The sequence below is a fragment of the Parabacteroides sp. FAFU027 genome (assembly GCF_022808675.1).
GTDB lineage: Bacteria > Bacteroidota > Bacteroidia > Bacteroidales > UBA7332 > CAXXIC01.
Window position 1 is genome coordinate 53,189 of record NZ_JAKZKV010000010.1, and the last position, 14,336, is coordinate 67,524.

General features: G+C 39.8%; 6 protein-coding genes. All 6 read left to right on the forward strand.

The window, feature by feature from the left end; translation table 11 throughout:
* The first annotated feature begins 51 nt into the window (after nucleotides 1-51).
* Complete coding sequence (locus MLE17_RS14505) at nucleotides 52-3,390, forward strand: SusC/RagA family TonB-linked outer membrane protein (protein WP_243349434.1); 3,339 nt, start codon at nucleotides 52-54, stop codon at nucleotides 3,388-3,390.
* 11 nt (nucleotides 3,391-3,401) lie between these two features.
* The gene (locus MLE17_RS14510) at nucleotides 3,402-4,970 is read left to right on the forward strand and encodes a RagB/SusD family nutrient uptake outer membrane protein (RefSeq protein WP_243349435.1); all 1,569 of its coding nucleotides are present in this window, start codon (nucleotides 3,402-3,404) and stop codon (nucleotides 4,968-4,970) included.
* A 241-nt stretch (nucleotides 4,971-5,211) separates the two neighbouring features.
* Nucleotides 5,212-7,122: a fasciclin domain-containing protein gene (locus tag MLE17_RS14515; RefSeq protein WP_243349436.1), complete on the forward strand. Its 1,911-nt coding sequence runs from the start codon at nucleotides 5,212-5,214 to the stop codon at nucleotides 7,120-7,122.
* A 38-nt stretch (nucleotides 7,123-7,160) separates the two neighbouring features.
* Nucleotides 7,161-8,714: a fasciclin domain-containing protein gene (locus MLE17_RS14520; RefSeq protein WP_243349437.1), complete on the forward strand. Its 1,554-nt coding sequence runs from the start codon at nucleotides 7,161-7,163 to the stop codon at nucleotides 8,712-8,714.
* A gap of 25 nt (nucleotides 8,715-8,739) precedes the next feature.
* Entirely contained in the window at nucleotides 8,740-11,931 is a 3,192-nt protein-coding gene (locus MLE17_RS14525) for a SusC/RagA family TonB-linked outer membrane protein (RefSeq protein WP_243349438.1), read from the forward strand.
* 43 nt (nucleotides 11,932-11,974) lie between these two features.
* Nucleotides 11,975-13,651, forward strand: a complete 1,677-nt coding sequence (locus MLE17_RS14530; protein ID WP_243349439.1) for a RagB/SusD family nutrient uptake outer membrane protein — start codon at nucleotides 11,975-11,977, stop codon at nucleotides 13,649-13,651.
* Nucleotides 13,652-14,336: the final 685 nt, after the last annotated feature.

Consider the following 14,336-nt stretch of genomic DNA (forward strand, 5'->3'; position numbering starts at 1 on the left):
AACCGAATACTTTCGGTCATAATGTGGAATAATCAAAAATACTAATGACGCATGAAATCTAGAATAGCCAAATTACTGCTTTTCTTTTTGTTAATGTTCCCCTGGAGGGCTTTCGGACAAACGGGAAGTGGTGCAATTATACAAGGTAATGTCATTTCCAAAGATGATAAAAATCCGTTGATAGGAGTGACAGTATCGGAAATCGATGCAACCAATCGTGTGGTTGGAGCAACTTTGACAGATGTCAACGGACATTATGTCCTCAAAATCAAGAATACAGAGAATCGTCTTTCTTTCAGTTACATAGGATTCAATAAAATAACCAGAAAGATTGACGGAAACAGGACAATGAATATTTCGATGGAAGAAAATGTCCGCACGTTTGCAACTGTTGAAATCAGAGGCCAGCGTAAGCATGCCGAGGGCGGTTTCAGTATTCCGCAACGTCAGATTGCAACCGCTTTGCAGACCATTGATGCCAAAGAATTTGAAGGTCTTCAGGTTTCTTCTGTAGATGAAGCTTTGCAGGGACGAATTGCCGGTCTTGATATTGTTTCTAACTCGGGAGACCCGGGAAGTGGTACCTCTATGCGTATTCGTGGTACATCATCCATTAACGGAAATGCTGAGCCTTTGATCGTAGTGAATGGAGTACCTTATGAAGTGCAAATTGATGCCAACTTTGACTTTGCCAACTCCAATCAGGAGCAATATGCCAATATGTTGAGTATTAACCCGGACGATATAGAGTCTATTACGGTATTAAAAGATGCCGCGGCTTCTGCTATTTGGGGTTCGAAAGGAGCTAATGGTGTATTGATGATTACGACCAAAAAAGGAGCAATGGGGCCTACCCGTATTGATTACACTTACCGTTATACACACACTCAGCAGCCTCAGGGGATGAGAATGCTCAACGGGGACGAGTACACCATGCTGATGAAGCAGTCCTATTTCAATCCGCGTCAGGATAGAAATGCAACAAGAAATATGCGGGAGTTTAACTATGACCCGACTTTTTCTGAATACGAAAACTTTAATAACAATACTGATTGGGTAAAAGAAGTTTCCCAAATAGGTCAGATTAACGACCATTATCTGACTATTTCTGGTGGAGGAGAGCGTGCACAGTTTAGAATCTCCGGAGGTATGTTTAGTCAGGATGGAACGGTGATTGGACAACATTTGGATCGTATTTCATCGCGGGCAAATCTGGAATATTCTGTTTCTGACCGCCTAAAATTCATTTCTGAATTTTCTTTTACAAAATCAGATAACCATATGAATTATGTCCAGGATATTTATGGAGGATCAAATGGCGTTTCAGGGGATCCGAATGAAGATCAATCAATTTTGGCATTAGCTTACAAGAAAATGCCTAACGTTAGTGTTTATGCTCAGGATGCTAATGGGAATAATACAAATGTCTATTATACCATACCTAGAACATCAAATCTGTACACGGACCAAAAGGAACTCTTCAATCCGGTAGCTTTGGCCAGACTTGCCACAAATGATCTTAAAACATACCGGATCACACCAATTTTCCGCTTACAGTATGACCTGCTTGATCCCAACAAACAAATGTTGAGATATAACATGTATGTGTCATTCGACCTGAATAATAACAAAACCCAGAAGTTCTTGCCTCAGGAAGTTTCAAACTTTACCTGGGATAGCCGGTTAGTTAATCGCTCAGATTATGGTTATACGGAAGGTTTAGTTATTCAGACCGATAACAACATTTCCTGGCAACCCAATTTTACAAACAAAGATCACAGCTTGCTATTATACGGATCTGTTCAGAATACAATGGGACGTTCATCGGCTCAGGGATTTACGTCGTATGGATTACCTTCCAGTGATATTCCTGACGCTTCTACCGAAGCGTACCTGGAAGGAGCATCTACAGCACGTTCTTACTGGAGATCTCTCGGTATAATGGGACGTTTTCACTATGCTTATAAAGAGAGATATATTCTTTCAGGAACAATCCGTCGTGATGGTAGTACAAAATTCGGAGACGGAAATAAATTCGGAAATTTTCCCGGAGTTTCCGCTAAATGGATCATTTCAGATGAACTGTTCATGAAAGGTACAAAGAAATGGTTAAGTACTCTGGCTTTTCGTCCGGGATGGGGTATTAGCGGTAACCAGCCCAAATATGAGTACCTGCATTACAGCCGTTACGGAAGCTTTAATAGTTATGTCGATATGCCTGCGACCAGACCGACATCGTTACGTTTGAATAATCTGAAATGGGAAACCACATCATCGTGGAATCACGGTTGCGATCTTGGTTTTAAGGATGATACCTATGTCTTTGACCTTAACTATTATAAAAAACGGACTAAAGACTTGTTGTTTGAGAATAAAGCAGTCTCATCTACATCCGGATTTACCGATTTATCTTATGTAAATGCCGGTATCATGGATAACGACGGTTGGGAGATTAACTTCTATGCAAATAAGATCGTCAAGACTAAAAACTTCAGCATGGACTTCAAGTTCAATATTGCGAACTATGTAAATACGCTGGTTAGTCTTGATCCAAAGATATTGGCTGGGTTCAATAGTAGCTTTAACTACTTAAACGGCTCTTACCTGCAGCGTGTGCAGGAAGGAAACTCTTTTGGTTCAATTTATGGATTCCGCTACAAGGGTGTTTATCGGTATGATAAATACAAAGCCGGTACCCAAGAGAATGCACCTGTGTCACGCGATGTTAATGGTAACGTGAATATGGATGAAAAAGGAGAGCCAATGCCGATGTATTTCAACTATTATGGTGAAACCGGAGCTCTTCCATACAAATTCAGAGGTGGCGATGCTATCTATGAAGATATAAACCACGACGGTAATATTGACAAGCTAGATATAGTATATCTTGGAAACACGAACCCAAAATTCAGTGGAGGTTTTGGTCCAACTTTCCGATATAAAAATCTGTCCTGCAATATGTTCTTCAACTTCAGATATGGCAATAAGATTATTAACCGTGCCCGCATGAATGCTGAGAATATGTATGGTAATGACAATCAGAGCAAATCAGTTGACTGGCGTTGGGTAAAAGACGGTGACGTAACAGATATGCCGAGAGCTCTGTTTCTGTATGGCTACAACTGGTTGGGAAGTGACCGCTATGTCGAAGACGGGTCATTCTTACGCTTTAAGTACATGACATTCAATTATGCCATACCATCTAAGGACCTGAAAAAGTACCATATTAGTAAGATGAGTCTATATCTCACTTTCAACAACTTGTGGGTGTGGACGAAATATTCTGGAGTTGATCCGGAGGTCGGTTATGGCAGCTTAGGTACAAGTTACGATGATGCCAAGACCCCGAGAACAAAAGACTTTACCCTGGGAGTTTCAATTGGATTATAATATATACAGAAATGATTAAAAATAAAATATCACTCATAGTTTTATCGGTTTTGCTGGCATTTATGTCAGTAGGATGTACCGATTGGTTAGATATTAAGCCTGAGGGAGAGACTGTTTTGGATGATTACTGGCAGACCGAATCCCAGGCCGATGAGGTGCTTTCAGCATGTTACCGGGGACTTATCCTTGATAATAATGTGTTCCGGATGATTGTGTGGGGAGAGTTGAGATCTGATAATGTGGTTTCTGGTCAGAACTCATCCTATTCGGTTCAAAAAATCATGGATGTTGATATCACTCCAACAAACGAATACTGTAACTGGGCATCTATGTATCAGGTGATTAATTATTGTAATACAGTATTGCATTATGCTCCGGGAGTCGTTGACAAGGATAAGAACTTTACATCAAGTGATCTTCATGCCATGGAGTCAGAAGCGTTGTCGATCAGGGCTCTCTGCTATTTCTATCTCGTAAGAACTTTCAAAAATGTACCATGGATAGAATCACCAAGTATAGATGATACCCAGAATTATGATATCGCGCAGTCTTCTGACACAGTGGTGATACAGAACATAATTCGTGATCTGAAAACAGCGCAAAAATATGCACGTGTCAATTTCGGAAACAGCATTTATGACAAAGCCCGTATAACACTGAATGCTGTAAATGCATTATTGGCTGATGTCTATTTGTGGGATCAGCAATATACCAAATGTGTTGAAGCATGTAATGCTGTTTTATCAGATAATAATCTCAAGCTTGTAAAATCTGATGAAATGTACAAAAAGGTATTTTATGAAGGGAATTCGACAGAAAGTATTTTCGAATTGAACTTTGATGATAATGTACAGTTAAACAATCCAGTCCGCTTCTTGTATGGATATGCAGGTTTGCCTAATGGGGTTGTGAGCTTCTCTCCGGTTCTTGGGAGTGAAAAAAGCGAATATTGTCCTTTCAATTATAAAGTCGGATCAACCACTGAAAGTACGAAGGATATTCGCGAGAAAGACTTCTACACACCTGCAGCAACAGGATTCTATAATATTTTCAAATATGCAGGTATCAAACGGGAAGAGGATGTAAACGGAAATAGTACCTATTTCTACAGAAATACGACATCAAACTGGATTGTCTATCGTTTGTCTGATGTAATGCTTATGAAAGCTGAAGCATTAACCCAGTTGAACCGTGGCGAAGGAGATTTACAAGAAGCACTGAATATGGTAAATGCTACTTACTTACGCTCTAACCCAGGTAGTGATTCCCTCAATATTGTGAATTACAGTGAACGAAAAGTGATGGAGAAACTCGTTTTGCGTGAGCGACAAAGAGAGTTGATGTTTGAAGGCAAACGGTGGTTCGATTTGGTCCGATTGGCCAGACGATCTAATACAACTACAGAGTTGCTTTCCTATCTGTCTCCGAAACTTTCCGGAGAGGAGCAGTTCAGCAATCTTTCGGTAATGAATGCATTGTATATGCCGATTTATAAATACGAATTGGAAGCCAATCCAAGTCTGAAACAAAATCCATTCTATGCCGAAACATCAAGTAATAAAAAGACAAACAGTAAATGATATGGACTGTTTCTTATTCAGCTAAAGCCTCTGTAGGAAATATTTTTTCATATCTATATTGTATTGAGACTGATGATACAGTAGGTAACATATTGGATATAAGTTGTTACAGCCTGTTATTGAAGTCGAAGAATAAAAATAACCAAGGCACCTGGGACGAACAGATATATAAGGTTTGTGTCAATAAGAATAACCCTTTCTGCGAGTCCCAGTGAAGTCAAACAAAAAATAATTATGTCACATGAAAAACGATAAATCAATAGCAACTTTAAGTCGCTTTTATCGGCTCGGTTTGATATTAGTTGGAATATCATTCCTCTTATCATCTTGCCTTGATTCGGATAAAATCGGGGGAAACTATTATACGTTTACCAATAAGATGATGGGCCAGTTCCTGAAAGATCGCCCAGACGAATTTTCGGAATTTACCCGTTTATTGGATACCACAAAGGTGATGGGATTACTTAACGGGTATGGTGAATTTACCTGTTTTGCACCAACAAATGATGCGATGTTTGCTTTTTATAAAGCCCGTGGAAAATCATCCCTGACAGAATTTTCCCTGGATTCATTGAAAAAGATCGCCTATGATCATATCATTAAAGGTGAAAAACTCTTGAAAGATGATTTTATAGAAGGACGGTTACCTAACATGACAATGAGTGATCGCTTCATATCGATTTCTTATGGAACTGAAGGTGGTAATCAGGCCATTTATGTCAATAAAACCGCGAAAATTGTAGAAAGAGATGATACGGTCAGTAACGGCGTTTTACACATCATTAATCAGGTGATCAATCCTACTGAATTTACTTTGGTTGAGGCTATCGCGAATGATAAAAAGTTCACGCTGTTCTATGATGCTCTCCAGAAAACCGGCTTGGCCAATAAACTAATGCCAACTATTGATGAAAGTTATGATCCGGATGATTACAAATCGTTGGTAGCTTCACCTTACGTGCAGGGTAGTGGTTCTATTGACGAATTGCCAAAGTCTAAAAAATTTGGATTTACGGCATTGATGGAGAGTGATTCTACATTGGCATTAAACGGCATTACGGATTTAGCTTCTATGAAAACTTATGCAGCAAAGGTGTATAACACCGTATATCCCGAAGATGCCGGTATTTCCGATATAACCAATCCTAAGAACAGCCTGAATCGGTTTATTGCATATCACTTGATTAATAAACAGTTAAGCTACTCGAAGTTTATCAATGATTATGATACAAAGCACATGCTCAAAACATATGATATGTATGAGTATATCGAAACGATGTGTCCGAATACCCTTATGGAGGTTAAAGTAGAAAGAGCGAGCGGTGGAGCAAACCTGATTAATAAGAACTCACAAACCGGGAATGCTGTCAAAATTGTTTCGACAAACTTTGATAATGACGCAACAAATGGTGTATATCATGAGATCGATAAAGTATTGGTTTACGATTTGAGTGTGGCCAGCGAACTGGCAAGTAAGCGTTTGAGAATGGATGCTGCAAGTTTCTTCCCAGAATTAACAAACAACAATATGCGTGGTAATGGCAAAGTGCAATCCTGGGTCTTCCCACATAATAAAAAGTTTAAATATATCGAAGGATTGACTTGTTCTGACGAAACCCGTTTCTGTTATCTGAATGCATTTGGCGGATATCTGGATTATCAGGGTGATGAGGTTTACCTGAATGGAATGTATAATTTCTCCGTAGTCACTCCACCGATCCCAGCCGGTACTTACGAGGTTCGTTTCGGTTATCAGCCGACAGGAGGTCGTGGTGCAGCTCAGTTATATTGGGATAGCATTCCTTGTGGAATTCCACTCGACTTACGTATTCTGGCCAGCGACCCGCTTATCGGATTCGTAAGACCGGGAACAGACACTCAGGATCCTTTCGGATATGAAAATGACAAAATGATGCGCAACCGTGGATATATGAAAGGTCCGGATACCTATTGGGATTATGCTCCTGTATGGTATGGAGGTCAAATTGCCCGTAACAGTCCGTCGGTATTACGAAGAATATTGGGAATATACACCTTTGATAAAGCCCAAAAGCACGTCTTTACGGTCAAAGCGGTAAGGGAGGGACAGTTTATGTTTGACTACCTGGAGTTTGTTCCTGTGGAAACATTGGAGAGTGAAGATACTCATTGATAACCCGATTAATCATGATCGAAAAAAATAAAAGTACCATGAGGAAAAAGAAATTTAATCTGACAGCTATAATCACTCTGATATTGATCGTCTTTACATCATCCTGTAAAGACGACTGGGGTGATCACTATAACTTCAAGTCAACGGAGAAAAGCGATCTGAATCTGACTGAATACATTAAGGCTCAAGGGGATTTAAGTAAATTCGCTCAGATGCTTGCTATAAGCGGTTATGATACCATTTTAGCCAAGCATCAGACCTATACGGTCTGGGCTCCGGATAACAGTGCTCTTGCCGGCTTTGCCCTGACGGATACGGCTATTATCCGTAATCTGGTGGAAAATCATATCACCCGTTTTTCTCACCCGACAGCCGCAATCGATACCGTTCAGCTGAGAATGTTAGACAACAAACTGATTACTTTCGCCAAAGGGGTCGGTTCTGCTTATACTTTTGGTGGCAAATCTTTAACCAGTTCAAATGTTGCAACCACAAACGGTATCTTACATACCCTCAACGGTTATGTGCCTTACCTGAGCAATCTATGGGAATCCATTGGGCAGAAACCCGGTCTTGATTCTTTGAAAACCTATTTATACTCTCAAAGCAAGTTAGAGTTTGATAAAGATGCAAGTACACAACTCGGTTATGTAGGTGGAAAAATGGTGTATGACTCGGTATTTACCCTGACTAATAAATTCCTTACCCAGCGGGGTGCATTAAATAACGAAGACAGTATTTATACCGTACTTCTGCCTAATAACGAAGCCTGGACAAGTTCCTACCAAAAGATAAAAGAGTACTACAAATCCAGTCTGGTAGAGAAGAATGGTGGGGCGCTTCAGCGTCAGCGTACACAAGCGACTCTCGTACAGGATTTGGTCTTCAAAGGATTAATAAGCAATCCTTCAGCCGCAGATTCTTTGATTTCGACCAACAGTAACATTTTCCAGAATCCGGATACCCTTTTCCGTAACACTCAATCTTATGAAGCAAGTAATGGATTGGCTTTTGTGACTAATTCGCTGAATTTTAAAGCAAAAGAGTCATGGAATAAAACCATTCGCATTGAAGCTGAAGATGAGGGGTATGGAAGATCCAAATCAAATTGTGATCTTTATGTGCGTAGCGGACTTGGTTCGGCTTTTAATGTTTCAGGTGATAAATATCTTATAGCGGAGCCTAATACAACCAGCTCTATTTCGAAAGTCTTTGTTAAGTTCCCGATACCGAATACGTTATCCACCAAATACAATATTTATTGTGTTTTCGTACCGACTATTATAACTGATATTACTGACACCAGACCTTGCAAGGTAAACGTTTATCTGTCTTATATTGCTTCGGGAAAAACAACACCGACAGAAGTACCGCTCGTAACCAATAAAGAGACAACTGGAACCCAGACGACAAAGTTACTGGTGGCTTCGAATTATCAGTTTCCATATTGTAACCTGATTGATCCTGAAAGTTTTGCAATAACAGATATTACTGTAGCGCTCAGAGTAGAAAATGCAGCAAAAACATCAGAGACAACTAAGTATAACCGGACAATGCGTCTGGATTGTATACTCCTGGAACCGGTAGAATAGGGCGGCTAATTTAAAAAGTATCAGAATGAAAAATATAAATAATATATTGACAATGACCCGGTCTTGTTTCATCATGAAATATTGTAGCGTAGTATCAGCTTTTCTGTTTTGCATTGGCGTTATGAATGTAAAATCAGCGGGTACAGAAAAAGGACAACAAAAAATGTTATCCATTGCCGGGGTAGTACGTGATGCGCATACTAAACTACCTATTACGGCAGCACAGATCACCGACTTCAAAAAAAGTGTATCAGCAACAACCGATAAAAATGGGGTGTTTCGGATAAAAATTTCATCAGCGAAAGAAGTTCTCTTTGTTTCGGCCTTTGATTACGGTTCGCGCGAAATTCCTGTTCAGGGGAAAGATTCTGTTGTGATTGATCTGTATCCGGATGCTTTTGGTAGCTATTTTAAAGAGGTCGAGGGATTAACCGGAAGCAATTATAATTCGTTTCAGGTGCCGGCATCTAAGCAGGCCAGTGACTTTAGCCAATCAACAGCTATCTCGGTCGATGACCTGCTGCAAACAGAGTTGGGCGGTAGTGTAAAAGCAACCTCCCGTTCGGGCCTGACTGGAATAGGAGCTTCTGCTTTTATTCGTGGCATTAACTCGCTGAATGCAAATGCGCAGCCATTGTACATTGTGGATGGTATCATTTGGAATAACTATTATAGCGACGGTTCTTTATTCGATGGGTATTACTCTAATCCGTTGGATAATATCGATGTGAATGATGTCGAAAGTGTGTCCGTTTTGAAGGATGGTACTTCTATTTACGGCAGTAAAGCTGCCAATGGGGTTATCCTGATTAAAACCAAAAGAGGTAAAAGTACGGTTACCAAAATAAATCTGAATATTATGACCGGAATTACCGATCAGCCTAAAACGATACCGGTAATGAATGCTGACCAGTACAGGGTGTATGTGAGTGATATTTTGGGAACAACCGGATTCGATAACAATACGATTTCCAGTTTGCCTTATTTACTTGAAGATCCTTCAAAACCAATTTATAACACCTACCACAACAATACAAACTGGAATGATCAGGTATACCGTCAGGGGGCAACCAACAGCTATTCGATCAGCGCAAATGGTGGTGATGAAAAAGCGTTATACTATTTCTCTTTGGGTTATACCGGAAATACAGGGGTTGTAAAATCGACGGATTTTGAGAGAATGAACGCCCGGTTTAATGCTGATGTCAATGTGTTTAAAGGGATGAAATTAGGTCTGAATATCGGATTTACACACATCAGCCGCACATTGCTGGATGATGGAGTGAACGATTATACTTCTTCCACTTGGCTTAGCCGGATTAAGTCACCATTTTTGAGTCCCAATACTTTTACTTCATTGGGTAAGCAAACAATCGACTACGATGACAGCGATATTTTTGGTCTTGGTAATCCTTCTGCTATCATTGCCAATTCTAATAACGCATTAAAACAATTCCGTTTCAACCTCGGTGTTACACCAACCTTTAATTTTACACCGAATCTGTCATTGAGCTCTCAGTTTGATTTCAGTTTGTACAAAAACAATGAAGAGTATTTCATTCACTCGACTGGTATTCCTACGAGATATTTAGACGGTATAGGAAATGTAGAAAACTTCAGATACAGTTTAATGGTACATGATGTCGCTGTGTTTGACGAAACGAAACTGACTTATCAGAATAAATTTGATGGGTTCCATAACCTTAAGGCTATACTGGGATGCCGATATACCGGAAGCAACTATGAAAGTGATCTTGCCGGCGGTTATAATAATGACAAAGTACCTCTCTCAAACAGTTATGAGCATTTGAATGTAACAGGAGCCAATAACTTAGTGCATACTGTTTCGAATTATGTAAATCTGGAGTATAACTATGATCGTCGTTATTTTCTTACCGGTGTGGCTTCGATGGATGGCTCTTCCCGTTTTGGAAACGACGTCAAGGGGGGATTTGATTTTCTGGGACAAAGTTGGGGACTTTTTCCTTCAATCAATGCAGCCTGGTTGATGTCGTCTGAAAAATTCATGAAACATATTGAGTTCCTGAACTTCTGTAAAATCAGAGCAGGGTATGGATTGACCGGAAACGATGATATTGAGGATTATCGGACCAGAACTTATTTTTCCTCAATTCGCTATATGGATAGAGCCAATGGCCTGATTCTTCGCAATATCGCAAATCCCGGGCTGCAATGGGAAACAACCCGTAAGGCAAATCTTGGAGTGGATATGGGGCTTTTCAATGACAGACTCTCCCTTTCATTTGATCTCTTCTCTAATGTGACTGACAATATGCTCAATCTCAGAACCTATCCTGACGTTACCGGTTTGGGTACTTATTGGGGCAATGGCGGTAAAATGTCAAATAAGGGCTATGAGTTATCTCTTGATGTAAAAGCTTTGAATCTGAAGAACCTGACCTGGGAATTAGGATTAAATGTAGGTCATTACAAAAATGAGATTTTGGCTTTGCCAGAGGGAGATTACACAACGTCAATATATGGCGGAGAAGTGCTAACTGCTGTTGGCCACCCGGTTGGTACATTCTACGGATATAAAACAGATGGTGTTTTTGCAACACAACAAGCGGCAGCAGCGGCTAATCTCAAAACACTGGATCAGAGCGGAACATATCGTAGCTTTACAGCTGGAGATATTCACTTTGTAGATGTGAATAAAGATGGTATGATTGATGCTAAAGATAAACAGGTAATTGGAAATCCCAATCCGGATGTTTACGGTACAGTGTCGAGCAAATTGACCTATAGGAGATTAACCTTAAATACACTGTTTACTTACTCCTTCGGTAATGATATCTATAATTATCAACGGAGCCAGTTAGAGTCTGGCAGTAATTTTTACAATCAATCAACCACTATGCTTTCAAGATGGACCGGCGATGGACAGCATACGTTACAGCCAAAAGCTGTTTATGGTGATCCGGAGGGCAATGCACGCTTTTCTGACCGATGGATTGAGGATGGCTCATATTTCCGTTTGAAGACCGTTTCACTTTCATACAATGTGCCTTTGAAAATTAAATTCCTGGATGGATTGACAATTTGGGCTTCTGCTAATAACTTGTTGACCTTCACGAAATACCTGGGTTCGGATCCTGAATTCTCAGCCCGTAACTCGGTTTATTATCAGGGTATAGACAACGGATTAGTTCCTCAGAGCAAAAGTTACTATCTGGGAGTGAAAATAAATCTCTAATCCGAGTTGAACAAAATAGTGTATAAAATCAAATACAAGAGACATGAAACGACTATGTAAGATATTGATATTCTCATTTATTGCATCAGCATTTCTGCTGGCAACGGGATGTAAAGATTTTCACGATGTGGATTCCGAACGTTTGCTGTTTGATGAGGAATATCAGATGAAATCTCCCACAGATACACTCTATTCGATGGTGGGTATATTTTCCCAACTACAGAAAATTTCACAGAGTTATGTGTTGTTAGGTGAGTTAAGAGGTGATTTACTGGATGTTACCGGATCATCGAACCAGTATCTGAAAGAGATCAATAACTTTGAGATTTCACAGAATAATCCCTATGTGAATAACATTAAGGATTATTATTCTATCATCAACAACTGTAACTATGTGATTCATAATATCGATACGGCTTATGTAAGCAAAGGACAGAAGGTGATGTATAAGACATTCGCTGCGGCTAAGGCGATTCGCGCCTGGACTTATATGCAGATTGCCCTGAATTATGGCAAGGCGAAATATTATACAAATCCTATCGTCACGATGGCAGACGCCAATAAGAGTTATCCGGAGTATTCCATAACCGAACTGGCTGATCTTTTGATTGAAGACCTGTTGCCTTGGAAGGATATCCGGAATCCTCAGATCGGAAGTATTGGTTCGAATACAGACACGCGATACTCTTATTTCCCGATTCGTTTCCTGTTGGGGGATCTTTATCTCTGGAAAGGTGATTACTTGAATGCTGCAAATGAATACCGCGATCTGATGTATAACGGAAGTTATATCATTTCACCGGATTTCAATGATAGAGCCAAAATTGCAAATAATGTGCTTGATAGTTGGGAAAGTTTTAAATGGACGGATATTTTTGCTCGTTCTTCATCCGAAAATATTACTTCGATCGCTGTTTCTACACAGTATGGTGTCAAATTTGATTTAGACAGTCTGAACTATAAGCATATGTTCAAGCCGTCAGCAGCAGCCATAAATAATTGGTTGTCGCAGCAATATTACCCTCATGCCGCCTGGAATACCACGTTCCGTAAATATCTGTCAGCGAACTATGGTGTTACCTCCGATTCATTGACTGATATCAGAATGCTGAGTTCGTATAATGACACGTACAGTTTGTCAACCAGAATAACAACAGCATCGCCCTCTTCGTATTTTATTAATAAGTTTAGCTACATGGACTTTCAATACGATGATTATACCAAAAACGTATTAATCTATCGTTCGGCATTACTTTACCTACGTTATGCAGAGGCGGTAAACCGATTGGGAAAACCAAACCTTGCATTTGCCGTTTTACGGTTTGGGTTGACTAACTCTAATATTAGTAGTTCGAAAGTTGTTCCAAAATGGGAAAAACCGACACCGCTACCTAATTACATGAATTTCGCTGATGTAAGGTTTGAACGGAATGTCGGTATCAGATCACGCGGTCTTGGCCCGGTAAATCTGGATTCCAGCTATGTAATTCCAGCAAAACCAACCTTGTCAGATTCGGTCCTGTATGTTGAGGATTTGATCCAGAAGGAACTTGCTTTGGAGACCGCATTTGAAGGTAACCGTTTCCAGGATCTCATGCGTTTTGCTTACCGTCGGAATGAACCTGCATATCTTGCAAATAAGGTGGCTGCAAAATATACACAAAACAAGGAAGCTATTAGAAGTAAACTAATGAATACAGCTAACTGGTTTATCAAATAGAGGAGATTTCTGTTTTTTGATTCGTGGTGAGAATTTTCCATTGAGTGAGACACTTAATGGGGACCTGTGTAAACAGAAAAAGAGGGACTTTCGGGTCCCTTTTTTTTATACCTATGTGAAGGGTAATCCATAAAAAGATTCGATTAATCCAAAAACGAATAGGATTGTCCCTTTTTATATTGAGTTTCCACCACGAGTGTAGTGTCCCAATCAATATTCTCGTGGTGGAACGTTCACTTCGCTCGTGGTGAATGAATCGCATTGCCTGGTGCGGTTGAGAAGAAGAGTACAAATATCCATTTCGAAGAAATTCCAGACGAAAAAATGAACTTCGGTTAGGGTAAAATAACGAACAGGAAGTTCGAAGAGCTATAAAAATGAGATCGTGAATTTTTTACACCACAAAAAAACATTTATCCACCCCGATTGGTTGGATATAGTAGTAATTTGCAATACCGAAAAACACATCTGATAGTTAACCTTAAAAGTGATTGCTTATGAAAAGCTGTGCCTAGTATTTTCTTCCTGAAGACGCAATTCTGATATTTTGACCCCGGATTAATCAAACGTTGAGTCTAAATTGAAACGATTTCTCTCTATTGAAACTTCATTTATTCTCTTATATGGATTATCTCCCAATAATGGGTAGGAATATTCGGTTATTCTGTCAGAAACCATTGAAAAG